At 63.8% G+C, this 24,781-nt stretch carries 22 protein-coding genes and 1 pseudogene; 8 read left to right on the top strand and 15 right to left on the bottom strand.

Annotated elements, in window-relative coordinates; genetic code table 11:
- The first annotated feature begins 12 nt into the window (after window positions 1–12).
- A complete protein-coding gene (locus tag EJ066_RS19825) occupies window positions 13–651 on the top strand; it encodes a dihydrofolate reductase family protein (RefSeq protein WP_245454946.1) in 639 nt (212 codons plus the stop codon).
- Window positions 652–723: 72 nt separating this feature from the next.
- On the opposite strand, the gene EJ066_RS19820 is transcribed toward EJ066_RS19825, so the two are convergent.
- From EJ066_RS19820 to EJ066_RS19810, 3 genes are all read right to left on the bottom strand, one after another.
- Entirely contained in the window at window positions 724–2,148 is a 1,425-nt protein-coding gene (locus EJ066_RS19820) for a hypothetical protein (RefSeq protein ID WP_126040864.1), read from the bottom strand.
- A gap of 139 nt (window positions 2,149–2,287) precedes the next feature.
- Window positions 2,288–2,692: a c-type cytochrome gene (locus EJ066_RS19815; RefSeq protein WP_126040862.1), complete on the bottom strand. Its 405-nt coding sequence runs from the start codon at window positions 2,690–2,692 to the stop codon at window positions 2,288–2,290.
- Between the two features lie 105 nt (window positions 2,693–2,797).
- Complete coding sequence (locus EJ066_RS19810; protein WP_126040860.1) at window positions 2,798–3,157, bottom strand: hypothetical protein; 360 nt, start codon at window positions 3,155–3,157, stop codon at window positions 2,798–2,800.
- Window positions 3,158–3,506: 349 nt separating this feature from the next.
- Here EJ066_RS19810 and EJ066_RS19805 point away from each other — a divergent pair, with 349 nt between their 5' ends.
- Window positions 3,507–4,676: a LuxR C-terminal-related transcriptional regulator gene (locus tag EJ066_RS19805; RefSeq protein WP_126040859.1), complete on the top strand. Its 1,170-nt coding sequence runs from the start codon at window positions 3,507–3,509 to the stop codon at window positions 4,674–4,676.
- 52 nt (window positions 4,677–4,728) lie between these two features.
- On the opposite strand, the gene EJ066_RS32140 is transcribed toward EJ066_RS19805, so the two are convergent.
- From EJ066_RS32140 to EJ066_RS19775, 6 genes and pseudogenes are all read right to left on the bottom strand, one after another.
- On the bottom strand, window positions 4,729–4,965 hold the full coding sequence (locus EJ066_RS32140) for a hypothetical protein (RefSeq protein WP_245454945.1): 237 nt from the start codon (window positions 4,963–4,965) through the stop codon (window positions 4,729–4,731).
- A 328-nt stretch (window positions 4,966–5,293) separates the two neighbouring features.
- Window positions 5,294–6,154 (bottom strand): patatin-like phospholipase family protein, encoded by an 861-nt coding sequence (locus EJ066_RS19795; RefSeq protein ID WP_126040857.1) that lies wholly within the window; start codon window positions 6,152–6,154, stop codon window positions 5,294–5,296.
- Window positions 6,151–7,473, bottom strand: coding sequence for a pitrilysin family protein (locus EJ066_RS19790; protein ID WP_245455221.1), 1,323 nt, complete (start codon window positions 7,471–7,473; stop codon window positions 6,151–6,153). Before EJ066_RS19790 ends, EJ066_RS19795 begins: the two co-directional genes overlap by 4 nt.
- A gap of 190 nt (window positions 7,474–7,663) precedes the next feature.
- Entirely contained in the window at window positions 7,664–9,028 is a 1,365-nt protein-coding gene (locus EJ066_RS19785; RefSeq protein ID WP_126040855.1) for a pitrilysin family protein, read from the bottom strand.
- A 97-nt stretch (window positions 9,029–9,125) separates the two neighbouring features.
- Window positions 9,126–9,680 carry a 16S rRNA (guanine(966)-N(2))-methyltransferase RsmD gene (rsmD, locus tag EJ066_RS19780; protein WP_126040853.1) on the bottom strand — a complete coding sequence of 185 codons (555 nt, stop codon included), beginning with the start codon at window positions 9,678–9,680 and terminating at the stop codon, window positions 9,126–9,128.
- Window positions 9,661–11,645: pseudogene (locus EJ066_RS19775) on the bottom strand (pseudouridine synthase). Before EJ066_RS19775 ends, rsmD begins: the two are co-directional and overlap by 20 nt.
- A 180-nt stretch (window positions 11,646–11,825) precedes the next feature.
- Here EJ066_RS19775 and EJ066_RS19770 point away from each other — a divergent pair.
- Window positions 11,826–12,278, top strand: a complete 453-nt coding sequence (locus EJ066_RS19770) for a nucleoside deaminase (protein ID WP_126040851.1) — start codon at window positions 11,826–11,828, stop codon at window positions 12,276–12,278.
- A gap of 26 nt (window positions 12,279–12,304) precedes the next feature.
- Here EJ066_RS19770 and EJ066_RS19765 read toward each other — a convergent pair whose 3' ends face one another.
- A complete protein-coding gene (locus EJ066_RS19765; protein WP_126040849.1) occupies window positions 12,305–12,985 on the bottom strand; it encodes a hypothetical protein in 681 nt (226 codons plus the stop codon).
- Window positions 12,986–13,239: 254 nt separating this feature from the next.
- The gene (gene ileS, locus EJ066_RS19760) at window positions 13,240–16,224 is read right to left on the bottom strand and encodes an isoleucine--tRNA ligase (protein ID WP_126043977.1); all 2,985 of its coding nucleotides are present in this window, start codon (window positions 16,222–16,224) and stop codon (window positions 13,240–13,242) included.
- Window positions 16,225–16,539: 315 nt separating this feature from the next.
- Here ileS and EJ066_RS19755 point away from each other — a divergent pair, with 315 nt between their 5' ends.
- Window positions 16,540–16,962 (top strand): MbcA/ParS/Xre antitoxin family protein, encoded by a 423-nt coding sequence (locus tag EJ066_RS19755; protein WP_126040847.1) that lies wholly within the window; start codon window positions 16,540–16,542, stop codon window positions 16,960–16,962.
- Between the two features lie 3 nt (window positions 16,963–16,965).
- The gene (locus tag EJ066_RS19750) at window positions 16,966–17,400 is read left to right on the top strand and encodes an RES family NAD+ phosphorylase (RefSeq protein WP_126040845.1); all 435 of its coding nucleotides are present in this window, start codon (window positions 16,966–16,968) and stop codon (window positions 17,398–17,400) included.
- 1 nt (window position 17,401) lies between these two features.
- Here the strand turns inward: EJ066_RS19750 and EJ066_RS19745 are convergent, their stop codons facing one another.
- Entirely contained in the window at window positions 17,402–18,214 is an 813-nt protein-coding gene (locus EJ066_RS19745; protein WP_126040843.1) for a MipA/OmpV family protein, read from the bottom strand.
- Window positions 18,215–18,412: 198 nt separating this feature from the next.
- Here EJ066_RS19745 and EJ066_RS19740 point away from each other — a divergent pair, with 198 nt between their 5' ends.
- Window positions 18,413–18,967: an HdeD family acid-resistance protein gene (locus tag EJ066_RS19740; protein WP_126040841.1), complete on the top strand. Its 555-nt coding sequence runs from the start codon at window positions 18,413–18,415 to the stop codon at window positions 18,965–18,967.
- Window positions 18,968–18,969: 2 nt separating this feature from the next.
- Here EJ066_RS19740 and EJ066_RS19735 read toward each other — a convergent pair whose 3' ends face one another.
- On the bottom strand, window positions 18,970–19,953 hold the full coding sequence (locus EJ066_RS19735) for a bifunctional riboflavin kinase/FAD synthetase (protein WP_126040839.1): 984 nt from the start codon (window positions 19,951–19,953) through the stop codon (window positions 18,970–18,972).
- 26 nt (window positions 19,954–19,979) lie between these two features.
- Window positions 19,980–20,840, bottom strand: a complete 861-nt coding sequence (locus EJ066_RS19730; RefSeq protein WP_189644319.1) for a TIGR01459 family HAD-type hydrolase — start codon at window positions 20,838–20,840, stop codon at window positions 19,980–19,982.
- Between the two features lie 280 nt (window positions 20,841–21,120).
- Between EJ066_RS19730 and EJ066_RS19725 the strand changes: the two genes are divergently transcribed.
- Both EJ066_RS19725 and EJ066_RS19720 read left to right on the top strand, forming a co-directional pair.
- A complete protein-coding gene (locus EJ066_RS19725; protein ID WP_126040835.1) occupies window positions 21,121–23,076 on the top strand; it encodes a pilus assembly protein in 1,956 nt (651 codons plus the stop codon).
- A 187-nt stretch (window positions 23,077–23,263) separates the two neighbouring features.
- A complete protein-coding gene (locus tag EJ066_RS19720) occupies window positions 23,264–23,896 on the top strand; it encodes a LysE family translocator (RefSeq protein ID WP_126040833.1) in 633 nt (210 codons plus the stop codon).
- 12 nt (window positions 23,897–23,908) lie between these two features.
- On the opposite strand, the gene EJ066_RS19715 is transcribed toward EJ066_RS19720, so the two are convergent.
- Window positions 23,909–24,733 (bottom strand): DUF2189 domain-containing protein, encoded by an 825-nt coding sequence (locus EJ066_RS19715; RefSeq protein ID WP_126040831.1) that lies wholly within the window; start codon window positions 24,731–24,733, stop codon window positions 23,909–23,911.
- Window positions 24,734–24,781: the final 48 nt, after the last annotated feature.

The raw sequence follows: 24,781 nt of genomic DNA, 5'->3' as shown, positions 1-24,781 counted from the left end.
TTGACGCGATCGATGCTTAGAGACCGTTTGGAAACGCCACTCTGGCGGCCATCTGATAGCGTTTTCTGCACCTCCGGTGCCTTGGGGGACGCACGACCTATAAGATTTTTGCCGGCTCCTGGCCCAGGGAAACCGGAGACTTCGCCGAGCGGTTCAAACGCGCTGCCGAAATATGTCGCGTCGACGAGCTTGAGGGTGCTCGACCGGAAACCGGCCGAGCTGCTGAAGGGCGCATTGCCGGAAGCGGTCAGGAAATTGAAGCAGGGCAGCGGCGGTAGCGACATCTATGTGCATGGCGGCCTGAGCGTCGCGCAGGAATTGTTGCGCCATGGGCTTGTCGACCGCGTCAGGCTGCTGAGCTACCCCGGCGCCGTCGACCTAGGACAAGCCGCTGCACCCGCCCGGCGAGCAGGTGCCGCTCGCGCTGATTTCGGCCACGCAATTCGGCAACCGCTTCGATGCTTGGATCGCTTCGCAGCGGTTCAACTGGAGCAATGCGGAGGGCGTCGAGCCGAAGGCCTTCGCGCTTCATCCGCCCCCCTTCCCCCGCCTCCGCTTGACGGCAGCGCCATCCGCGCCTTCATCACCCTCTCCACCTGCCACTTCAGCTCTTCCTTGATCTCCCCGTCTCGCGCGCCTCGATCTTCCTGAAATCGAGCACCCCGGTATTTCGACGCCACCAGCCGGATCACAGAAGGCGACGTGCAGTCCGTTGCGCCTTTGCTATGACGTGGCGCGCAGATTCCGACGCCCGCGCCGCCTGGTGGCGCGCGCCGCCTCCGCCACCACGCCGTTGATTTCGACCACGACGCCTTCGCGCGGCTTGGCGTTGGTGACCCTGTGAAGGCGCTCATAGGGCAACAGTTCCTTGATCCGGGCATTGAGCGACGCGACTTCGGCGCGCAGGTCCTCGCATTCCTGCCTCTGGACATCGAGCTGCATCTGTTCGGACGCCTGCTGCAGGGAAAGCTGCGAAAAATTCGCGTTCACCGTCGAAAGGTTCGTCTTGTCGTTTTCGCTCTCCTTCACGAGAGCAGTCAATCTTTCATCCGCAACCTGCTTTTCGGCCACGGCGTCGCTCCATTGAGCCCTGAGCCCGGTGATCTCGGCGGAGGCTTCGCTGTTCTGGTTCGAGGCAAGCTCCAGTCGCGATTGGAGGTTCTGAATTTCAGAACGCAAGCCGCTCATCTCTGCGTGACTGCGTGCAAGCTCGGCTTCCCGGTCGCCTTCCACGATACGAGCCGCCTCGGTCATTTCCGACAGCTTCGTCTGCGCAACCTCGAGCGATCTCTGGAGCCGCATTTCCTCCTTCTCGCTCTTGCCAAGCGCAGTCAGCAGTTCCGAAAGCCGCGCCGCTTCGCTGGCATGAATCGTCGAGAGCTCGTCGAGCCTGTGCCGCGCCTCGGTTTCCCGCCTAAGCGCCTTGTCGAGATCAATCGACAGGCCGACATGCTTTTCGCGCAGCATCTTGTTCTCGCGCGAGCGTGTCTTGGCCTCGACCATTTTGGCCGCGAGCGTCTTGACGACCTCGCCGAGTTCCGCTTCCCGTTTAGCGCTCGCATTGGCTGCCTCCGCGAGTTCCAGCCTTACCGCGGCCAGCGCGCTGCGAAGTGCCTCCCTGTCCTGGACCAGGCTAGTCTCGCGCTGCTGCAAGACTTCGACGGCGCCTTCGCGTTCGCGCTGCTTTCTGACCGCGTCGTGGAGCTGTTCCGACAGCACTCCTTGGTGTGCGGCAAGGCCGGCATTCGCCAATTCCAGTTCGTTGGCACGAAGAACATCGGCATAAAGGATGTTCAGGAAATCGCGTGTCAGATGGTGCGAGGTCGCAATCTCCGACAGTTTCGCGTTGATCTCCTCCAGATGGTCCCGCGCATCGTAAAAGAGCCCCTCAACGGCAGCTAACGCAGCCAGCCTGGTCTGCGTATGCGAAGTCAGCCGCCGTGCGGTCTCGGCAGAGTCTGCGCCGTCCCCAGGCTGCGAGCCATCATTATTTGCCGCGAAATTCTCATCCGGGTCACTGCCCTCCTCTGGAGGCGACTGGTCGTCGAGGCTGAGGCACTCTTCGAATGCATCCGCCAAATCGGTTTCGAGCTCCTTAAATTCTCTGTCCACAGTCTCGGCACGCCTGATCAGATCCTTGAAGTTCATGACCGAACCCCCCTTACATACTGGCTCCAATTCATACTTAAGAAATTGCTAACTTACCCTTTTACATCGGTTGCTTCCATAGGGAAAGCGCCGACCACGTCGACGACGTCGGTTTCGGTCAGGCGATCAGCCAGCAGTACTAAGGTTCCAACCTCCCCGGCCGCCCTCGGCCAAGCGCGCCGTCGGCGCGGGCCTGCAGGTAGGCGTAGATGTCGTCGATGTAAGGCGCGACATTGGGGTCGTCGGCGAAGCCCTGCATGACAGAAGCGCCGCTGCGCACGCCGTCGCGAACGTTGCTGCGGAAGACCTCGATGCCGGGCAGCCGGTCGACAACGGCCGAGGCGAACGTCGAGCCCATGCCGTCGGGGCCGTGGCAGTGGTTGCAGCTGCCATGGTAGCGACGGAAGCCGTTGTAGGTTCGCGCATCGACCTTGCCGCCGACAACTTCGTAGAACCTGCCGGTGGCCACGTCGTCCTGGGAAGACGCACTGAGCCCGGCGGCGACGGTCAAGACGACGACAGACGGGACGAGCCATGGAGACATCGTCTGTCTCCCATATTGCAGGCTCATCCAACGTCGCCGCAACGCGCATGCCCCTGAAACACTCGACCTTGGATCACTCGACCTTGGATCACTCGGCGGCGGTCATCACTCGATGGCGGCCGTTGGAGAAGCAACCACGATCCCGTCCAATGGCTGCGGGCTGACGACGAGCTTGCCGCCGACACGCGATATCTCGATGATCTGGTCCGACTCTCCCAGCTTGCCCGGCACGGAGACCGCGACCATCTGGTTCTCGGTCAGTGTCGCCACGAAACGCACGGGCAAGCCGGCCTCGCCCTGCGCGATTGTGGTGACCACCCGATAACCGTTCTCCTCGGGCATGTAATAGACGACGCCAAGGAAGCCGCCGAGATCGATACTTTCCGCCTTCATGGCGCCAAGCTCGCCGGCATGCGCGGGGATTGTGGCCATGCAAAGTGCGGCAAGAGCAATGTACCTGTACATGATGCTGCTCCCTCGAATTGTCCGGGTCGAGCCCGGTTTATGGTTTCACCAATAGACAGCCGCGCGCTGTGACAGCCGACGCGCACAAAGGAAAATTCATGATGGGCCCCCCGGCTGCATTACATCGGCGAAGGCCTACGAGCCGGGAATGGCGCGAACCCCACCGGTCGTCACGATTGGTGTGACCTTTTCTTCTGGGCGCGAGCATTTCACCGCCCGGCTGCTTGCACATCCCCTGTTTGGGGGAGATAATCGAATTTAAGCGATCGCTAAAATTTGGAAAAGCGAGAGCACTTGTGAGAGCGCGGTGTCCGCATCGGACGCGCTGTCGACATGCGGGAGGCCGTCGATGGCCAAGGCATTGTCGCATCATGAGCTGTCGAAGCTGATCGGCTCGATCTACGATTGCGCGCTCGATCCCGAGCGATGGGAGGACGCGCTTGCCGGGATCAGGGATGCGCTCAACGCCCAGACCGCGGTCCTGCACCTTGACGACCTCAGCCACGACCGGCTGCTGATCTACAGGACCGTTGGAATAGAGCCATACTGGCTGGAGCAACAGGCGAAATATATCCCCGAGATCCATGCCCGGCTGATCGAGGATCTCTCGACATGGCCTTCGCTCGAAATGCCGCATGTGGTCTCGCGCCATGTCCCTCAAAGCTATCTGGAGGCCTCCCGATACTTTCAGGAGTGCCTGAAGCCGCAGGGCCTGATCGACGTCATGTCGTTTTTCCTGATCCACACCCCCACCCGCCTTGCCGGCTTCGCCGTTGCCCGCCATGAGCGGCAAGGCATCATCACCGAGCGCGAGATCAAGCTGGGCGGACTTTTGCTGCCGCATGTGCGCCGTTCGGTAATGATCAGCAACATGCTCGACATCAGCACGATCGAGCGCGCCCGGATGGCCGAGGCGCTCGATGCGCTCACCTGCGCCGTGGTCCTCACGAATGAACGCGGCGCCATCCTGCACGCCAACCGCTCGGCCACGCAGATGCTGCGCAGCGGCGCGCCGATCCACGATGCCCATGGCATTCTGCAGGCGAATATCCCGTCGGCTTCCAAGGAGCTTCACATCGCCATCATGATTGCGGCTCAGGATGAGGCAAGCATCGGCAAGACCGGACTTGCCGTCCGCCTCAGCGAATCCGACTGGCTCACCGAACCCGACCGCCCGCCCGTCTTCGCCCGCGTGCTGCCGATGGCCGGCGGCGACCTGCGCGCCGGCATGGAACCCGCGGCGGTGGCCGCTGTGTTCATCGGCAATGCACCGGACGAGCATGACGCCGCCGACATGCTGGCGACGGCCTGTGGGCTGACGCTCGCCGAAACCCGCGTGCTCGCCAGCCTTCTCGCCGGGCACACAATGGCGGAGACCGCCGCCAGCCTTCACATCGCCAGCACGACCACGAAGACCCATCTCGACAATATCTTCCAGAAGACCGGCGTCTCCCGCCAGGCCGATCTGATGCGCCTTGTCATGCGGATCGTTCCGCCCACAGGGCAGCCTGGCCCCTGAGCCCTCATTCACCGCCTTGGATACAAGTATCCAAGGCCGCGGATGGTCTTGATCAGCTCCGGCTTGGCCGGGTCCTTTTCCAGCCGGCGGCGCAGCCGGGTGATGCGGCTGTCGATGCTGCGGTCGAAGGGCTCGTCGCCCCTGGGGGCGCCAGATCGAGCAATTCGTCGCGACCGATGACCTGGCCTGGCCGCGCGGCGAAGGCCGCCACCAGATCGAGTTCCATCGGCGTCAGCGGAATGGCCACGCCGTCGGCGTCGATGAGGCTTCTCGCGCGGGCGTCGAACACATAGGTTCCGAAGGCGAAATGCCCGGCCGGCAAAGCGTCGGGAACGGCCTGACGCAGAATTCGCTGACCAGCAATGGCCTCGGCGTCCTTGCCTCAACGGCGTGCATGCCGACGGCATCGTTCTGGCGAGAAGTCTCGCTCAGGTCGGCAAATCCGTCATCGACCCGAACATCCGCTCAATCATTGACCCGAACATCCGCAGTCCTCCAGGCCGAGGCGTTAAGATCCGGCGCTCGTCATCAATTGAACGGGTGGCTTTGTGCTGTCCGGGGCGCTGATCCTGAACCGTTCGATCGACCCGCGAACGGTTCAAGCCGTGACGGAATAGTCAGGCCACGGAAGGTTTGCCCGCGTCGACCTTGGTTCTCCCCTCCACCGCCTTCTCGATCTCCCGCTTCAGTTCGTCCTTGATCGCCACCGTCTCGGCCATCAGGGCGTCGATCTTCATGAAATCGAGGACGCGGTATTTCGATACCGCCGGCCTGACCAGTATGTCCGGCTGGCATTGCCTCAGCTTGGCGGCAATGATCGACTGCATCATCAATTGCGTGGCGCCGAACATCAGGTCGACGGAGGTCGGGTATTTGCGCCGGGCCTCGGTCGGCACGCCGACCACGTCGACGGCTATGATGATGTCGGCGTCGTGCTCGATCAGGTCGAACGGCACTGGATTGTAGATGCCGCCGTCGATCAGCAGCCTGCCGTCGCGCATCACCGGGCGGAACACCGCGGGAATGGCTGCGGAGGCGGCAAGTGCCGAATGCAGGTCGCCTTCGCTGAACACGGCGAGCTTGTGGCCGAAGTAATCCGTCGCCGTCACCTTCAGCGGTATTCTCAGCCCGGCGAAGGTTTCGGGAATGGTGTCGGGCATGAACGCCCTGAGAATGCGCTCGACGTTGAACTGGGTGATACGCAGCCCGCCCTGCATCATCTCTGCGAAGGTGCCGGGCCGCGCCCGCCACATGCGCGCCGCCACCTCGGCGCGGTGGCCGAGGATCGAGCGCATATAGTCGTGAATCTCCTTGCCGGTCATGCCCGAGGCCATGCCGGCGCCCATGATGGCGCCGATCGACGAGCCTGATATGGCGACGGGCTTGATACCAAGCTCATCCAGCGCCTCGATGACATGGATATGCGCCAGGCCGCGGGCGCCGCCGCCGCCGAAGGCGATGCCGAAGGTGGGGCTCATTCCTTCCCGGCCTCGCCCTGCTTCGGCCCGACGACCATGATGGCCGGCTCGGCGGAGAGCAGTTTCTTCGCCGCCGCTTTCACCTGAGCAATCGTCACTCCGTCGATGAGGGCGGCGCGTCGCTGCATGTAGTCGATGCCGAGCTTGTCGAGTTGCAACTCGACCAGCGTCGCGGCGATGGCGCCGGAGGAATTCAGATTGTTGATGGCATAGGCGCCGATCATGTATTTCTTGGTCGCCGCCAGTTCCGCTTCGGTCGGCCCCTCTTCAGCCATGCGCCTCACCACCTCGCGCACGACAGCCAGCGTCTCGGCCGCCCGGTCCGAGCGGGTCGCCGTGGTGATGGCGAGCGCGTTGGCGTGCTGGTGATCGACGAGGTCGGAACTGATGTTATAGGCCAGGCCGCGCTTTTCGCGCACCTCGTCGAACAGGCGCGAGGTGAAGGCGCCGCCGCCGAGGATCTCATTCATCAGCACCGCGGCGAAGAAATCCGGCGCACTCCGCTTCACGCCGGGATAGGCCAGTTGCAACGAGGCCTGCGGCTGGTCGTAAATGACCTCGAGCTGCTGGTTGAGTTTCGGATCGGCATCGGCGACCGCGCTGAGCGCCTGGTGTTCCGGCAGGTCGCCGAAGACCATATCGAGCTTTTTCTTCAACGTCTCGGCATCGATGGCGCCGACCACCGCCACATGCAGGCCGTCGCGGGCGAAGTTCTTGTGAAAGGCGATGAGATCGTCCCGTGCGATCATGGCGACGCTTTGCCTGGTACCCTCGTCGGGTCGCGCATAGGGATGGCTGCCGTATAGTGCTTCCAGCCATTTGCGCTGGGCGACCGTATCGGGGTCAAGCTCGTTGGCGATTATGCCGGACAGCACCTGGGCGCGGATGCGGTCGATTGGCGCCTGGTCGAAGCGCGGCTTGGTGACCGCCAGCCGCAACAGGTCGAACGCGCCGTCCCGCTGCTCGGCCAACATGCGCATCGAGCCATAGGTGCCGTCACGTGCCGCATCGAAGCCCATCTCGGCGCCGAAATCGTCCAGCTTTATCTGGAAGGCCTCGCTGTCGAGATCGCCGGCGCCCTCGTCGAACAGGCCGCTCATCAGATTGGCAAGCCCTTCCTTCCCAGCGGGATCCTGCGTCGTGCCGCCGTCGAAGACGAAGCGGATGGCGACGATGGGCACGGAATAATCCTCCACCAGCCAGGCGGTGATGCCTTTCGACGACGTCACCTCCTGAATGTTCATGGCCGCGCGGGCGGTGAGTGGCGGCAGGATGAGGAAGAGGAGCGAGAGGAAGAGGGTGGCCAAAGGGACGGCTATGCGCGACCTTCCCTTCTCCCCTTGTGGGAGAAGGTGGCCGAGCGACGCTCGGTCGGATGAGGGGTGTTCCAGCTTGGCACCGATGGTGCTCCGGCCAGCACCCCTCAACCGTCTTGGCGCTGCGCGCCAATTCACCTTCTCCCACAAGGGGAGAAGGAAGAACGCGCCGCTGTGCTGGTTCGTCATCACATCAATTCCCTGCCTGTGTCTGCGGCAAGAGATAGCCGGTCGTCGAATGGTCGAGATTGAGATAGCGCGCGGCAACGGCCTTGACGTCGTCGGCGGTGACCTTGCGGATGCGGCCCGGCCATTCCTCGACATCCCTGACGTTGCCGCCGGTGGCGAGCGTTGCGCCGTAGATGTTAGCCATCGAATCCTGCTTGTCGCGGGCGAAGATCATCGAGCGGACGAAACGATCCTTGGCCTTCTCCAGCTCACCCGATGTAACGCCATCCCTGGCGATGCGGGCGACCTCGACCTCGACCGCCGCCTGGACATCGGCCAGCTTGGCGTCGCCGCGCGGCGCGCCATAGACGGTGAAGTTGCTGGCATCGAGCATGGTGCCCTGGAAGAAGGCGCCGGCCTCGGCGGCAATGCCTTGCTTGACGACAAGCTGCTGGTAGAGCCGGCTGCGGCTGCCGCCGCCGAGGATCTCAGCCAAAAGGTCCAGCGCTTCCGCTTCACCCGGCTTTGCGGTGCGATAGGATGGAACCACCCATTGCGTCGAAAAGTTCGGCACGCTGACGCGCGCGTCAGCGAGCGTCACCGTGCGCCTGGTGTTCTGCTCCGGTTCGACCGGGCGGATGCGCGGCGGCAGGTCTGGACCCCGCGCGACCTTGCCATAGGTCTTTTCGGCCAGCGCCTTGACCAGCTCAGGCTCGACATCGCCGGCCACCACCAGCACGGCGTTGTTGGGTGTGTAGTACTTGTCGTAGAAGGCCTTGGCGTCGGTGCGGTTCAGCTTCTCCATCTCCTGCATCCAGCCGATCACCGGAATGCGGTAGGGCTGGTTCTGCCAGAGCGTGGCGTCCACCTCCTCGCCGAGCACCGCCTGCGGATTGCTGTCGATGCGCGAGCGGCGTTCCTCGAGGATCACGTCGCGCTCGGTCTTGATGACGTCGTCGCTGAGGATGAGGTTGCGCATGCGATCAGCCTCGAAATCCATCATCTGCCCGAGCGCCTGCGGCGCCACCGTCTCGTAGAAGGCGGTGTAATCATAGGAGGTGAAGGCGTTGTTGGAGCCGCCAATGGCTGAGACGGCGCGGTCGAACGCGCCGGCCGCGTGATTGGTCGTTGCCTTGAACATCAGATGCTCGAAGAAATGGGCGATGCCGGATTTGCCCGGCGGCTCATCCGCGCTGCCGATCTTGTACCACACCATATGGGTGACGATCGGCGCGCGGTGATCGGGGATGACGACGACCTCCATGCCGTTGTCGAGCAGGAAATTTGTCGCCTTGCCGTCGTCAGGCTTGTTGTCGGCCATGGCCGGGCCGCTCATCACGAGAGACAGCCCCAGGAGCGTTCCGCGCAGCCATTCAGCCTGAAATGTCATCAATGGCTCCGGTTGTCATGGGGTGGGACGATAGGCGGGGATATTGATACAGGCAAAGTGATTTGTTCGTCATTTTCGCGCGCAAAGGAGGCCGAACTCAGGCGGCTTCGATGAAGCGGATGACGGTCTCGCCATAGCTGCGCTCATCGACAACCGAAAAGCCCGGCCCTGCCTCGAAGGGCGCCACCGCCGCCTCCTCGACGACGCAGAGCGCGCCGGGAGCAAGCCAGCCGCCGGCTTTGGCCGAGCGCAAGGCACGCTCGCCCAAGCCCTTGCCGTAGGGCGGATCGGCGAACACCAAGCCAAACGCGGCCATCGTGCCCGCCTCGCCCAGGGCGGTGGCGTCGCGGCGGAATATCTTGGTGCGCCCGGTGAGGCCGAAGGCCTCGACATTGGTGCGGATCAGGCCGCGCCCTTCCGACGATTCCTCGATGAAGACGCCGTAAGCAGCACCGCGCGACAGCGCTTCGAGGCCGAGCGCGCCGGTGCCGGCGAACAGGTCGAGCACGCGCGCGCCGTCCAGCCTGTCGGGGAAGCGATGCGCCAGCACGTTGAAGACAGCCTCGCGGGTGCGGTCGGTGGTCGGGCGGATGGCGCTTGAGCGGGGCGTCGCCAGCGGACGCCCGCGAAACTCACCGCCGACGATCCGCATGGCTTCCCCTTGATCCGCCAGGGCCGCTGCGTGGGCGGTCGCCGCCTTTGCCGCCGCCATCACTGCTGCCGGAATTTGGACGGTCGCCACGTGGCTTGCCGAACGGCTTTGCGCCTCCGGGTTTTCCACTGGCGGGCTTGCCATAAGACGGCTTGAACGAGGCCTTGCGTGCCTTGGTTTCAGCCGCCTTGGCGGCGTCGGCGTCCGCCCTGCCCTTGCCGATCGGCCGCGCACCCGGCGCCATCCAGACATTGGCCTTGCGCTGGCCAGGCGGCTCGATCGGCCGCTGCTCGCGCTCGGATTTTTTCCCGCCGAAACCACCACGAGGCTTGTCGCCAAAACCGCCACGGGGTTTGTCGGCGAAGCCTCCGCGCTCGGGCCCGCCACGTTCAGATTTGGGGCCACGCTCACCAAAGCTCTTTTCTGGACCAGAGCTTCTGCCGGGACTTGTCGAAAGCTTGCCCAGCGCCTCGTCGCGGCTGCCTTCGCGGCGCTTGCGGTTCTTGATTAGCCCGCCCTCGCCGATCGGTCGGCGTTCGCCGTCGCGTGTGAATTTCGGCCGCTCCGGCTCCGCTTCCCGCTCACGCCGCACGGGCCGGTTGGAGAACGGCTTGGTGATCTCGGCGTCGAAATTGGCGCCGGATTCCTCGACCAGGCGCTCGCCGAGCTGGTCGCGCAGCACGCGGCCCTTGATCTCCAGCACATGGCCTTCAGGCAGGTCGTCGAGCTGGAACGGCCCGTAGGAAATGCGGATCAGCCGCGTCACGTCGAGGCCAAGCGAGCCCAATATGTTCCTGACTTCGCGGTTCTTGCCCTCGCGCAGGCCGAGCGTCAGCCAGGCATTGGTGCCCTGCTCGCGGTCGAGCGTCGCCTCGATGGCACCGTAGAAGACGCCATCGACGGCGATGCCTTCGCGCAAGCCGGCAAGCGCACTTTCCTCGACCTTGCCGTGGACGCGCACGCGGTAGCGCCTGAGCCAGCCGGTGGCCGGCAGCTCGAGCACGCGCGACAGCCCGCCATCATTGGTGAGCAGCAGCAGGCCTTCGGTGTTGATGTCGAGACGGCCGATGGTCATCAGCCGCGGCAGGTCGGCCGGCAGCACGTCGAAGACGGTCTTGCGGCCCTCGGGATCACGGTTGGTGGTGACCACGCCGGCCGGCTTGTGGAACAGGAACAGCCGGGTCCGCTCGATCGGCGGGATCTCCATGCCGTCGAGATGGATGATGTCGCCGGGCATCACATTGAAGGCGGGCGTGGACAGCACCCTTCCATTGACCTTGACGCGGCCGGCCGCGATCAGCTCTTCGGCATCGCGGCGCGAGGCAAGGCCGGCGCGGGCCAGCCGCTTGGCGATGCGCTCGCCTGCCTCTTCCGTCACTTCCGCGGGACGCGGGCGCGGCTTGAAGCCGCCGCCCGATGCCCCTTGAGGCCTGTCACCAAAATCGCGCTTGGGCCGATCGCCGATGTCGCGCTTGGGCCGGTCGAAACGCCGTTCGCCGCCCTCCGCCGAGGCCGGCCGGTCGCCACGCGGCGCATAAGGTTTGCGTGGCGCCTCGCGTTTTTCATAGGCCTTGCCCTCGGGGGCTTGCCTTCGGGGCGCGGCCCCTTGCCGAATGGCCGGTCGCCACTCTTGAAGTCGCGCCTCGGCCGCTCGCCTTCGGCGGCCATCGGCCGGTCGCCGCGCGGCGCGTATGGCTTGCGCGGACCCTCGCGTTTCTCATAGGGCTTGGCTTCATGGCGCGGCCCCTTGCTGAACGGCCGGTCGCCGCCCTTGAAGTCACGCTTCGGCCGCTCGCCCTCTGCCGCCGCCGGCCGGTCGCCACGCGGCGCGTAAGGTTTTTTCGCGCCGAAGGACGGCTTACCGCCTTTGCCGGCAGCGGCATCACGACCACGCGGGCCCGACGGTTTCGGACCGTTCTTGCGCGGACCCTTTTGGCGCGGGAATTTCTTGTCTTTGTCGTCCATGTGGCCTTTGCTCGTTTGCACCGCTACGGCGCCGCGCGTCCTGTTGGACGCACATAGGACGCTGTAGCACTTTGATTTTGGCGCATGATCCTTTCCGAAACCGATTCCGGTTTTCGGGGTCATGCGCTAGATAACAGGATCACGCCTGAGTGGCGAGGAGATAATAGGAATGGAAACCGCTTGAAGCGGCCGGATTTCATGGCGCTGGCGTTGAAAGAGGCCGAAGCCGCCGCCTTGCGTGGCGAAGTGCCGGTCGGCGCGGTCATCGCCAGCGGCGATACGGTCGTTGCCAGCGCCGGCAACCGCACCCGCGAGCTTGCCGACCCCACCGCCCATGCCGAGATGCTGGCGATCCGCGAGGCCTGCCGCAGCCTGTCGAGCGAGCGGCTCACCGGCCACGACCTCTATGTAACGCTGGAGCCCTGCGCCATGTGCGCCGGCGCCATCTCCTTCGCCAGGTTGCGCCGGCTCTATTTCGGTGCCGCCGACGAGAAGGGCGGCGCCGTGGTCAACGGCGTGCGCTTCTTCGCCTCACCGACCTGCCACCATGTGCCAGACATCTATCCAGGCATGGCCGAGAGCGACGCAGCGCTGCTTCTGAAGGATTTTTTCCGGGAACGACGCGAACCGTAGCGTCGGCAGCTTTCTTCGTCGGCAGCTTACCAGGGCAGCCAGTCGAACATGCCGCCGCTCTTGTTCTTGGCGGCCGCTTCCTTCTTGAGGCGGCGTTCTTTCTTGTACTCGTCCTCGCCGAGGTCGTCCACCGGCGCGGTGGCGGCGGCGGCGCGGTATTGCACCGGCGGCTCGCTCAGATATCTGCGGGTGTTCGGGTCACCCTGCTTGCCTTCGGCGAGGCGGCGCTTGACCTCGGCGGCGCGGCCCTTGTCCGAATCCGCCGGAGACCAGGCCGGCGGATGACTGGATCCCGACTGCGCCATCGCGGCCTTGATCGCCGTTGGATCCGTCTGGACGTCATCGACGATCTGCGCCTGGTAGGACGGATCGTCCTGATGGAGCGTGGCCTCGGCGCGCAGGCGAGCGCGGCGTTGCTCGGGCGATTCCGGCCAATCGGCGCTCGCCGTCGCGATGCTGTCCTGTGGCGGCGGCAACACGCCCTTCTGCCCCGGCGCCGGCTTCACCAGTTCGGGACGCGGCTTGTAGTCGATCCTTTCCTTGTTCTTCGGCACAACCGAAAAAGCGCTGGTCAGATCGCCGGCAAGCTGGGCGGCGGCGGGCTTGTCGGTGCCGTAGGTAGGCGAGCCCATGCAGCCGGACAGGGCCAGGCCGGATACGACAAGCGGCGCCAGCAGCGCAACGCGCGCGCAAGTTCTTTCGGTCATGCCAAAAAGTCCCACTCTAGACAGCCTCTCGATCGCCACCGGCCAAAGGTCCGGTCCCCTATCGTCTATGCACTTGCGACGGAAATCCGGCGACAATTTGTCGTCCGGAGTTTCGCGTGTTTACCTCAACCACTCGTTAAGGGCAACGAGCGGAGGCCGATCAGCCGCCCGCCGTGGCATTTGTGCACCGATATGGCGACCTGGCCGTGCATGTCGTTATCCCAAAACCCCTGCACACTTTTGGGCGACATGCGTTAAAGCCGGCCAAGCGCCTTCAACTCATGCAGGACTGCCGCGTCCCGCGCCGAAACGTCGGGAAACTCCTTGTCCTGCCCGACATCGGACGTGTAGCGCCATGAGCGCGCGCATTTGACCAGACCCCTCGCCTCGGCCTTCTCGACCACCACGGCGACGCCCCTGACGTCGTCCAGCGTGAAGGCGCCGGAAGGCGCGCTGCCATGCGCAACGACCAGATCGCTGGTGATCGCCATCTCGGCCATGTCGACATCTGATATCGCCGCTTCGAGCGCCGCATCGTCGAGCGTGACGACCGGCACCGCTTCCAGCGACGAGCCGATGACCTTCTGGGCGCGCGCGATCTCCAGCGCGCCGGTGACGACACGGCGGACCTGCCTCACCTTGCGCCATTTTTCCGCCAGCGGCTCGTTCTTCCAGTCGGCCGGGATGTGCGGAAACTGGTCGAGATGCACCGAGACGGCGTCTGGGTGACGGTCGAGCCAGGCTTCCTCCATGGTGAAGGGCAGCATCGGCGCCAGCCATTTCACCAGGCAGTCGAACAGATGGCGCACCACCTGCACGGAAGCTTTTCGCTTCACGCTCGACGGCGCGTCGCAGTAGAGCGCGTCCTTGCGGACGTCGAAATAGAAGGCCGACAGCTCGACCACCATGAAGTCGAGCAGCGTGCGGGTGATGCGCTTGAACTCGAAGGCGTCGTAGCCCGTGCGTACGACTTCATCGAGCTCGGAGAGCCGATGCAGCATCAGCCGCTCCAGCTCCGGCATCCTGTCCAGCGGCACGTCCTCGCCATCGTCATGAGCAAGCGTGCCCAGCATCCAGCGGATGGTGTTGCGCAGCTTGCGGTAGGCGTCGATGTTGGTCTGCAGCACGTTCTTGCCGAGCCGCTGGTCTTCCCAATAATCGGTCGTCACCACCCATAGCCGCAGGATATCGGCGCCCGACTGCTTGATGACGTCCTGCGGCACCACGGTGTTGCCGAGCGACTTCGACATTTTCCGCCCCTCCTCGTCCATGGTGAAACCATGGGTGACGACGGTGTCGTAAGGCGCCCTGCCCCTGGTGCCGCAGCTTTCGAGCAGCGAGGAATGGAACCAGCCGCGATGCTGGTCGGATCCTTCCAGATAGACGTCGGCCGGCCACTTCAGGTCCGGACGATCCTCGAGGGTGAAGGCATGGGTCGAGCCGGAATCGAACCAGACATCGAGGATGTCCATCACCTGCTGCCATTTCGAGGCATCGTGATTGCCAAGGAAACGCTCCTTGGCGCCGGCCGCGAACCAGGCGTCGGCGCCTTCCTTCTCGAAGGCGTCCATGATGCGCTGGTTGACCGCCTCGTCGCGCAGAACATTGCCGTCGGCATCGGCGAAGACGGCGATCGGTACGCCCCAGGCGCGCTGGCGCGACAGCACCCAGTCGGGGCGCTCCTCGATCATGGCGCGGATGCGGTTCTGGCCGGCGGCCGGCACGAAGCGGGTGTCGTCGATCGCCTTCAAGGCACGGCTGCGCAGCGTCGTTCCGTCGCCCAGCTCCTTGTCCATGTAGACGAACCATTGCGGCGTGTTGCGGAAGATGATCGGCTTCTTCGACCGCCACGAATGCGGATAGGAATGCTTCAGCCGGCCGCGGGCAAACAGCGCGTTGCGCTTGATCAGCTCGTCGATGACCGCCTGGTTGGCGTTGCCCTTCTTGCCGTTGTCGTCGATGACGCGCGCAGCACCGCCCTCGCGATCCGGGCCAAAGCCCGGCGCATCCTTGGTGAAGAAGCCGGCATCGTCGACGGGGAATGGGATCGCCGTGTCGATGCCGCGCGCCTGCAGATCCGATACGGCATCCATCCAGGCATCGAAATCCTCACGGCCATGGCTTGGCGAGGTGTGGACGAAGCCGGTGCCGGCGTCGTCGGTGACGTGGTCGCCGGCGAGCATCGGCACCGGGAATTCATAACCACCGTTCAAACCTCTGAAGGGATGCGAAAGCGTAAGGCTTCCAAGCTCTTCGGCCGAAACGCTGCGGAGACGATTCATCGTCACTTTGGCCTTGGCCGCAGCCTCTTCCGCCAGCGCGTCGGCAAAAATCAGCTTTTCGCCAGGCTGCGGGCCGAAAGCGTTCTCGGCCGCCGTGACCTCGTAGAGGCCATAGTTGATGCGTGGCGAAAAGTTGACGGCGCGGTTACCGGGGATGGTCCACGGCGTGGTCGTCCAGATGACGACATGGGCCTCCAGCAAGTCCAGCGATGTCACAGTCAGCCTCGGATCCAGTGCCGGCTGCCCGTCTTCGACGTCAGTGACCTGGCGAGCGAGGCTCACCACGGGAAACTTCGCCCAGATCGTGTCGCTCTCATAATCCTGATACTCGACCTCGGCCTCAGCCAGCGCGGTGCGCTCGACCACGCTCCACATCACCGGCTTGGAGCCGCGATAGAGCTGGCCCGACATGGCGAATTTCAACAGTTCGCCGGCGATGCGCGCCTCGGCATGGAAGGCCATCGTCATATAGGGGTTGTCGAAATCGCCGACGACGCCCAGCCGCTGGAACTCCGCGCCCTGGACCTTGATCCAGTGCGCGGCGAATTCGCGGCATTCCTTGCGGAACTCGTTGACCGGGACCTCGTCCTTGTTCTTTCCCTTGGCGCGGTACTGCTCCTCGATCTTCCATTCGATCGGCAGGCCGTGGCAATCCCAGCCGGGCACGTAATTCGAATCGTAGCCGCGCATCTGGAACGAGCGGGTGACGACGTCCTTGAGGATCTTGTTCAGCGCATGACCGATATGGATGTTGCCGTTGGCGTAGGGCGGGCCGTCATGCAGCACGTATTTTTCGCGGCCGGCGGCGTCCTGGCGCAGCTTGCGGTAAAGGTCCATGTCCTGCCACCGCTTGACCAGCAGGGGTTCCTTCTCGGGCAGGCCGGCGCGCATCGGGAAATCCGTCTGCGGCAGATAAAGCGTCTTGGAATAGTCGATCGTTTCAGCAGCGTCGGTCATTGGGGTGTCGGTCATTGGTCTGCCATATGCATTGCCCGGCGGCAAAGAAGCTCGGGCGTTGAACTATCATGATCTGGAAAAAGCGCGAGAGGCCGCGCACAATATTCCCGGTGACTCCGGCGGCGGTCAGGCCGCCCGGAACACCGGGCTTGTAATTCGTATCGCAATCGCGAACCCGCGAGAAAACTGCGTCATGAGCGGGCTTTTAAACGAGGCCGGCTGCATTGGAAAGCCCGAACTCGCGGGCACCCCGCCTCCTTGCAGTATGTGCCAATTGCGCCTATGTCTTTGGGCAAATGGCAGCGGAGCTAAAACATGTCCAGCTTGCACATCAAGGTTCAGCCGAACCCAAATCCAAAGGCCGAGCGTATCGGCGCCGCGATCCCGGACACCGCAACGGAACGGTTTCTCGTTCACGTCACCAGGGTCGAAGGACTTCGCCAGCGTGGCTTCAGCAATGACGAAATCTATAAAATCGTCGGCCCGCGACGGACGTTGGCACGCCGCAGGGAGCGAAACGAGACGCTGACGATCGCCGAGTCAGACCGCGTCATGCGGCTTGAACGGATTTCGGCGATGGCGGATCGGGTTTTCGGCAATCACGAAAAGGCGCAGCGTTGGCTGCGCAAGCACAGCAGGGTGCTTAACGAGACGCCGATCAACCTCTTGCAATCAGAAACGGGTGCAGTGCTGGTGGAAGAAGAGCTCCATCGCATCGACCATGGCATCTTCGCCTGACATATGCGGCTCTGGCGCATTTCCGGCTACGCCGACCTTCTGGGTGTCGGCGGTTTGGTCTGCGGCGGCCGTTGGCATGTCAAGGGAACACCAATTGTCTACTGCGCCGATCACCTGGCCACGGCACTTCTCGAGATACTTGTGCATGTCGACGCGGAAGACATGCCCGAGACCTATCAGCTTCTGGAGATCGAAGTGCCGGATGGCGTTGCCATCACGTCTCCCGGCATGCCTGATGACTGGAAGGACGATCTGGCCATGACACAACGGCTCGGGACGAACTTTGTCGCAGCCGCCATCCACACGGTCATGGAAGTCCCTTGCGTAATCGTCCCGTTCACGAGGAACTATCTCCTCAACCCGGATTTGCTAGCCCGCGACGGCATCCGTATCGTTGGCGTCACGACGCATCCGGTCGATACGCGGTTGTTGGGATAGCTCACATCGAGAAGTCAAACCGGTAGGTCGTCGAGACGCCGATCGTGAACTGGTTGCGGTCGCCGCGCTCCTCGACCAGGCTGGAATCGGCGGCCGGACCCGTCAGGCGCGAATATTCGCCAAACAGGCTGGCCGTCATCGGCTCGGTCACTTTCCAGGTCACCGCGCCGCCAAGGCCCACCGATTTCACCCCGCCGCCCGGATGGTATTCGCTGAGGCCAGACGCCACGGCTTCCTCGGCATTGACGCCGTAATAGGCGTCAAAATAGTCCGATGAGGCGAACGAAACGCGCGGCCCGCCCGAAATCCTGACGGTGGGCGTCACATCGTAGAAGGCGTCGGCGGCGATATCGGCGACAAAGCCGTTATGGGCGCGAATGCCGTGCCGCAATTCGGCGCGGGCGCGCAACCAGTCCAAAGGATAGAATTCGAAGAAGCCGCCGGCCTCGCCGCCCCAGCGCACCGGGTCGAGGCCTTTCAGCTCGTCGGCGTCGCCGCCATCGCGCGAAAACAGGAATTTTCCGGTCAGGCCGGCGCGGAGGCCGCCGTCGTTGATCAGCGCCAGCGAGATGTTGTCGTTGCGCGAGGTGAAGCGGGCCGCGGGACCGACCTTGCCGAGCGAGATGATCGGCGAAGCGCTGAGCAGGTAGTTTTTGCTGCCCTCGAAATCCGGCGCGACCATGCCGGTGGCGCCAACCGTCAGATACCAGTCGCCGGACAGCCAGCCCAAGGCGCCCTCGCCGGCTTCGGCGGCACCGGGCGCACCCAGCATGAAGGCGGCCAAGACCACCGGAATCGCCTTGACAGAACGCATCGTTACTCCATACACACGAAACACCGGCAGGAACAACCGGCCTTGCCAAGAGCCATGGCGCCGGTTCGGTAAAATTTGATTTAAACTCGAAACGGTGCGCTCGCTTTTTTGGCGTGCAACCGGGCAAGCCGCTCGCTGGACGGGCAAAGCCATCGGCGCTAACCTTCCTATTCGCGACCCTTGATGGAGATGGCGACAATGTCTCTGCACGGCGATGCCTTGAACGAAGTGATCGGTCAGACGCGGGCGAAATGGGGATGGTTCGTCGGGCTCGGCGTGCTGCTGCTGATCCTCGGCGGCATCGCCTTCGGCAATCTGTTCATCGCCACCGTCGCCTCGGTCTATGTCGTCGGCTGGCTGATGCTGATGGCCGGCGTCATCGAGATCCTCCATGCCTTCGGAGTGAAGGCATGGAGCCGGTTCTTCTACTGGCTGCTCAGCGGGCTTCTCTATGCCATCGCCGGATTCTTCGCTTTCTACAATCCGTTGCTGGCCTCGGCGGTGCTGACCTTACTGCTGGCGGTCGCCCTCGTCGCTTCCGGCATACTCAGGGCCTGGGTCGGTTACCAGCACAGGCCGCAAAAAGGTTGGGGCTGGATCGTCGCGGCGGGCGTCATCAGCGCGCTAGCGGGCCTGGTCATCGCCATGGGCTGGCCAGTCAACAGCCTGTGGGTGCTGGGGCTGTTCCTCGCCATCGACCTGATCTTCCAGGGCTGGGCGTTCATTGCCGTCGGCCTGGCGCTGAAGAAATAGGTTCAAAAAGCAATACGGGCGTCAAGCTCGGAAAGCGGGCTGACGCCGGCAAGCAGCGCCCTCGCCTCGGCTTCGTCGCGTTTCATCTGCGCGACCAGCGCGTCGAGCCCATCGAACTTCACCTCGGCGCGCAGGAAACCGAAGAAGGACACCGCGCATATCTCGCCGTAGAGATCGCCGGAAAAGTCGAAAACGAAGGTTTCCAAAAGCGGCGCGCCGTTGTCGTCGACGGTTGGGCGGCGGCCAAAGCTGGCAACACCGTCATGAAGCGTGCCGTTGGCGCGACGGAAGCGGACGGCATAAATCCCTTCCTTCAGGGTGGCTTCCGGCGAAAGCCTCATATTGGCGGTTGGGAAGCCGAGGGTCCGGCCAAGCTGCTGACCGCCGATCACCTCGCTCTCGACCGTGAAGCGGTAGCCGAGCAGGCCGGCGGCCTCGGCCACCGCGCCCTCGCCGAGCTGCGCACGGATCCGGCTCGACGACACCACCTCGGCGCCCTCGTCACGAAAGGCGTCGACCAGCGTGACGCCGAAGCCGTGGCGTTCGCCGGCCGCCATCAGATAGGCCGGGCCGCCTTGCCTGTCCTTGCCGAAGTGGAAGTCGAAGCCGGTCACGGCGTGCATGATGCCGAGATTCCTGTCCAGCACGTCGGTCACGAAGGCTTCCGCCGACAGCGCGGCGAAGTCGCGCGTGAACGGCTGTTCGACGAGTGCGGCAAAGCCCAGATACGACAGAAACCGCGCCTTCATCGGCGGCGGCGTCAGCACGAACAGCGGCATATCAGGCCGGAACACCTTTTTGGGATGCGGCTCGAAGGTCAGCACCAGGGCCGGCACGCCGCGCTGGCGGGCCTCGGCAAGCGCGCGCTCGAGCACGGCCTGATGACCGCGGTGAACGCCGTCGAAATTACCGATCGCCACCACCCCGCCACGCAAATGGGCAGGCAGCGGCGAGATTGCAGAAACGCGTTCGAAGGCTTCCGTCATTTCAAGGCTTCCGTCATCGAGCGACCCTACCGCAGTGTCGCAATGACGGCGACCGGCCGGTAGCCGTGCTTTTCCAGAAAGGCCGTTAGCCTGACCGGATCCGGACCCAGAGCGTCGCCGTAGTCGCGTGCATGGATGCCGCCGGACACGTAGAGCACGTCGAAGCCGTTATCGGCGGCACCCTTGATGTCGGTCATCATGCCGTCGCCGATGGCCAGCACGCCCGAGCGCTCGACCGGGCGGCCGAGCAGGTCGGCGATCTCCTTCATCGCGACGTCATAGACCGGCGCGTAAGGCTTTCCAGCGATCAGCGTGCGCCCGCCGAGTTGGGCGTAGTCGCGAGCCAAGGCGCCCGCGCACCAGATCATCCGCTCGCCGCGCTCGACCACGATGTCGGGGTTGGCGCAGATGAAAGGCAGGTTCCTGGCGCGCAACCGCCGCAGAAGATCGGCGTAGTCTTCCGGCTTCTCCACCTCGTCGTCGAACAGCCCGGTGCAGACCACACCGGATGCCTCGAACTCCTCGACCAGCTCGACGTTAAGGCCGTCATAGAGCGTGAAATCGCGATCGGCGCCAATGTGGAAGATTTTTCGCGGCCCCTCGGCGATCAGGTCGCGGGTCACGTCGCCGGAGGTGACAACGCGGTCGTAGGCGGCCGGGGGAACGCCGATCGCGTTCATCTGCGCCACCACATCGGCGCTTCGGCGCGGCGAATTGGTGATCAGCACGACAGGTATCTTCGCTTCGCGCGCGGTTGCCAGCGCCAGAGCCGCGGCCGGAAAATGCCGTTCGCCATTGTGGACCACGCCCCAGACATCGCACAGGATGGCCGAATAGGCTCCCGACAAATCCGCGAGCGAGCCGATCATATCGGGCGAATCCGCCATACCGTTTTCCCAAATCATGATGGTTGCGAGCGCCGCCGCCGACGGTCCGCCGCGGCAGGCCCGCATTAACCGAAGCTCTTCACCCTGTCACCAGCTTTTCGCGATGTTCAGCATCGCCAATCGTGATGAAGGCCAATCGCGGGCGCCATAAGCCGCCATCGGCGGCGTGGTTAACGAGCTTTGAAAAAATGCGCCGATCTTGGACGTATTTTAGCAATACGAAATTTAACGATTGCTGGCATCCTCCGCCGATTGGGGTTCTGGCGGGGTTCTGAAGGCAATGATCCGAAAATTCGGTGGCGACCGGCGTGGCAACTACACGCTGATGACGGTTATCACCATGGTGCCGCTGATGGGCGGATTGGCGCTCAGCGTCGACTACTCGGAACTGCTCCGCCAGAAGCAGAATACCTTGAACGCCCTGGATGCCGCCGGCATCGCCACGGCTCGGCAGATCGTTGCCGGTGCAAGCGAAGCCGACATCAGGGCCTATGCCAAGGATTTCTTCGAAGCCAATCTCGGCCGCGTCGATCCGGCGAACACTTTGCTCACCGTCACCCTGCCCAACAACAATGCGGGTGGCGGCACGCTGAAACTGTGCAGCGACTTGACGTACCATCCCTATTTTCTGCCGGCCGCCGCCGTGCTGATGGGCGGGACCACCAGCGATACAACCTTCACGGCGTGCTCGGAAATCCGCCTCAAGAACACGCTGGAAGTAGCCCTTGCACTCGATAATTCCGGCTCGATGAACAATCTGGGCTCCGGCACCGGCCAGAAGCGGATAGATCTGCTGAAGGCAGCCGCCAAGCAGCTTGTCGATACGCTGGCACTGCAGGCGCAGCAGATGAAGCAGATCAGCAAACCGGTGCAGTTCTCTCTCGTGCCGTTCGCCGCGTCGGTCAATGTCGGCCCCACGCATGACCAGGACAGCTGGATGGACCAGTACGGCACCTCCCCGATCCAGCATGAGAATTTCGATTGGGCGGCGATGACCTCGGCCAACGACCCGAACAGATATGCAGAGAAGGTCAACGGCGTCTGGTACAAGCGCGGGACCGGCTGGGGAGACACCGAGGACCAGCCGCTGACCCGCTTCAGCCTCTATGCCGACATGACGGTCGAGTCCGGCCGCGAAGAGGTGCCCAACACCAAGCAATATATTTGCGACGAATACAGAAGAAACGGCACGTGTCGATACGGGCACTGGACCACCCCGGAATATATCTACACCACCAGCCGCTATGCGAGTTGGCAGGGTTGCGTGGAGGCGAGGCCGTACCCGTACAATAACGACGACACGACGCCGGACACCGCCACGCCGGCCACGCTGTTCGTGCCGATGTTCGCACCGGACGAGGCCGGCACCCTCTGGCTCGATTTCAACCGCGACGGCGTCAACGACGTCGACAGCACGTTGTATAATTACGGCAACAACTGGTGGGCCGACTGGCCATACACCGCAAATCCGACCGCTTCCGAGCGGCAGTCGGACATGCGCAAATATTTCCTGGTCAAGCCTTACGGCTCGAAGTCGGCCGGCTCGGGCGACGGTCCGAATTCGTCCTGCACGACCAACCCGATCACGACGCTCAAGGACGTGAGCCAGGATGCGCAAAAACAAGAGATCAAGAACGCCATCGACGCCATGGCGCCCAACGGCAACACCAACGTGCCGGAAGGCCTTGCCTGGGGCTGGCGCACGGTGTCGAGCAACGAACCTTTCGCGCAGGGCCGACCGAACACCGAAAGGGGCAACGACAAAGTGGTCATCGTGCTGACCGACGGCGCCAATACCTACAGCGCCGTCAGCGACAGCAGCTATGCCAACAACTGGTCGACCTACGCCGCCTACGGTTACACCGGCCTGACATATCCAGGGTCGGGAAGCGTGACGCGCCTGTTCATGAACACAAGCACCAGCATCGGCAAGACCACCTACACCAGCACCAATTACACGGCCGCGCTGGACGAGCAGATGCAGACCCTTTGCGCCAACGCGAAGAATGCGAACATTCTCGTCATGACCGTCGCGCTCGACCTGTCGACCAGCGATGCCGGCGACAAGAAAGCGCTCGACGCGCTGAAGGCCTGTTCCTCGGACTCGCGCTTCCGCAAGGATTCCACCGATCCGACCAAACCGGCCAAGCTGTTCTGGAACGCTACCGGAGCGACGCTGTCGGACAATTTCAAGGAAATCGCCGACGAATTGTCGAACCTGCGCATCGTCGGCTGAGCGGCGCTCCATCGCCTGGAAATGACAGGGCTGGCGGACAGAGCGGGCGCGAAGGATCGCTGACCTAACCGTTCTTCCGACTGACAGCCTGACAGCGGCGCTGGCGCAAAGGCTTCGGCCCTCATGCTCTTGCGGCTGATGAAAGCATGTGGTGGGTGTGTCCCCATCGCCATCCGGAGATACGCCCGTGCCCGAAGCCGCCAATCATCTCGCCTTCGCGCTGGTCTGCCTCGGCATGGTGCTGACGCCTGGCCCGAACATGATCTATTTGATCTCGCGGTCGCTGTCGCAAGGACCGAAGGCCGGCCTGATCTCGCTCGGTGGCGTGGCGCTCGGCTTTGTCTTCTACGTGTTGTCGGCGGCATTCGGCATCACCGCGCTGCTGCTTGCCGTGCCTTACGCCTATGACGCGCTGCGCTTTGCCGGCGCGCTCTACCTTTTGTGGCTTGCCTGGCAGGCAGTGAGGCCCGGCGGACGCTCGCCGTTCCAGGTGCGGGAACTGCCGAAGGACAAGCCGCGCAAGCTGTTCGTCATGGGCCTGATGACCAATCTGCTCAACCCGAAGGTGGCGGTGCTCTATCTGTCGCTGCTGCCGCAGTTCATCAGCCCCGGCAAGAGCGACGTGCTGTCCCAGCTTCTGGTGCTCGGCACCACGCAGATCGCGATCAGCCTCACCGTCAACGCGATCATCGCGGTGACGGCCGGCTCGATCGCCGTCTTCCTCGCCGGCCGGCCGCTGTGGCTGGTGATACAGCGCTGGATGATGGGCACGGTGCTGACCGCACTGGCGCTGAAGATGGCGACGGACGCCCAGCGCTGACGCTGCGCTCTCCTACATCGGCCGCCGGTCCCGCTGAGCCCGCTCCGGCTCGACCACCCGGCGGTAGAGATGCCACGTCGCATGGCCAAGCACGGGCATGACGACGGCGAGACCGGCAAACAGCGGGATCGAGCCGATGACCAGCAGCACGGCGACCGTCAGACCCCACAGCGCCATCTGCAGCGGGTTTGTCATCACCGCCCGCGCCGAGGTCTCGATTGCCGAGACAGCGCCGACATCGCGGTCGAGCAGCAGCGGAAAGGCGACGACCGTCGTCGCCAGCACGATCACGGCGAAGACGAAGCCGGCGGCGTTGCCGAGCAGGATCAGCGTCCAGCCGCGGGTCGTCGTCAGCACCTCACGCACAAAGCCGACAATCGAATCCGGCGGCTGATTGCCGAACAGGCTGGTGTAGATCGATTGCGCGGTGAACAGCCACAGCAGGAACAGTGCCAGCAGCATGATGCCTATGACCGCAATCGCCGGCAGCGCCGACGAGTGGCGCACGTCGAGCGCGTGCCGCCAGGAGCTGTCCATGCCGAGTTCGCGTCGCCGGCTGATCTCGTAAAGACCGATCGCGGCAAAAGGTCCGATCAGCGCGAAGCCGGACATCAGGGGATAGATGAGCTGGATGGCGTTGGAGCCGGAGCTCCATCGCGTCAGGATCAGGCCGACGACCGGATAGATCAGGCACAGGAACACGTAGTGCGAGGGCTTCGCCCAGAAATCCTCGTAGCCGAGCCGCAACGCATCCATCAGGTCCGCGGTGGTGATGCGGCGCACCGTGGGCTGCACGTGCATTCCACGCGCGTCCGACATGACATGAAAGCTGGCCATAACCTTCCTCCCGTGTGCCGGGGGCGGTCACCGCCAGGATAGCCGCCC

It is taken from the genome of Mesorhizobium sp. M9A.F.Ca.ET.002.03.1.2, from assembly GCF_003952365.1.
In the GTDB taxonomy this organism is placed as follows: domain Bacteria; phylum Pseudomonadota; class Alphaproteobacteria; order Rhizobiales; family Rhizobiaceae; genus Mesorhizobium.
This window is presented reverse-complemented; position numbering and strand designations above follow the sequence as displayed.

Excerpts from the sequence above, each read along its gene's own strand:
- EJ066_RS19825 (WP_245454946.1), top strand. The coding sequence starts at position 13 with ATGCTTAGAGACCGTTTGGAAACGCCACTCTGGCGGCCATCTGATAGC.
- EJ066_RS19820 (WP_126040864.1), bottom strand. The coding sequence starts at position 2,148 with ATGAACTTCAAGGATCTGATCAGGCGTGCCGAGACTGTGGACAGAGAA.
- EJ066_RS19815 (WP_126040862.1), bottom strand. The coding sequence starts at position 2,692 with ATGTCTCCATGGCTCGTCCCGTCTGTCGTCGTCTTGACCGTCGCCGCC.
- EJ066_RS19810 (WP_126040860.1), bottom strand. The coding sequence starts at position 3,157 with ATGTACAGGTACATTGCTCTTGCCGCACTTTGCATGGCCACAATCCCC.
- EJ066_RS19805 (WP_126040859.1), top strand. The coding sequence starts at position 3,507 with ATGGCCAAGGCATTGTCGCATCATGAGCTGTCGAAGCTGATCGGCTCG.
- EJ066_RS19795 (WP_126040857.1), bottom strand. The coding sequence starts at position 6,154 with ATGAGCCCCACCTTCGGCATCGCCTTCGGCGGCGGCGGCGCCCGCGGC.
- EJ066_RS19785 (WP_126040855.1), bottom strand. The coding sequence starts at position 9,028 with ATGACATTTCAGGCTGAATGGCTGCGCGGAACGCTCCTGGGGCTGTCT.
- rsmD (WP_126040853.1), bottom strand. The coding sequence starts at position 9,680 with ATGCGGATCGTCGGCGGTGAGTTTCGCGGGCGTCCGCTGGCGACGCCC.
- EJ066_RS19765 (WP_126040849.1), bottom strand. The coding sequence starts at position 12,985 with ATGACCGAAAGAACTTGCGCGCGCGTTGCGCTGCTGGCGCCGCTTGTC.
- ileS (WP_126043977.1), bottom strand. The coding sequence starts at position 16,224 with ATGACCGACGCTGCTGAAACGATCGACTATTCCAAGACGCTTTATCTG.
- EJ066_RS19755 (WP_126040847.1), top strand. The coding sequence starts at position 16,540 with ATGTCCAGCTTGCACATCAAGGTTCAGCCGAACCCAAATCCAAAGGCC.
- EJ066_RS19750 (WP_126040845.1), top strand. The coding sequence starts at position 16,966 with ATGCGGCTCTGGCGCATTTCCGGCTACGCCGACCTTCTGGGTGTCGGC.
- EJ066_RS19745 (WP_126040843.1), bottom strand. The coding sequence starts at position 18,214 with ATGCGTTCTGTCAAGGCGATTCCGGTGGTCTTGGCCGCCTTCATGCTG.
- EJ066_RS19740 (WP_126040841.1), top strand. The coding sequence starts at position 18,413 with ATGTCTCTGCACGGCGATGCCTTGAACGAAGTGATCGGTCAGACGCGG.
- EJ066_RS19735 (WP_126040839.1), bottom strand. The coding sequence starts at position 19,953 with ATGACGGAAGCCTTCGAACGCGTTTCTGCAATCTCGCCGCTGCCTGCC.
- EJ066_RS19730 (WP_189644319.1), bottom strand. The coding sequence starts at position 20,840 with ATGGCGGATTCGCCCGATATGATCGGCTCGCTCGCGGATTTGTCGGGA.
- EJ066_RS19725 (WP_126040835.1), top strand. The coding sequence starts at position 21,121 with ATGATCCGAAAATTCGGTGGCGACCGGCGTGGCAACTACACGCTGATG.
- EJ066_RS19715 (WP_126040831.1), bottom strand. The coding sequence starts at position 24,733 with ATGGCCAGCTTTCATGTCATGTCGGACGCGCGTGGAATGCACGTGCAG.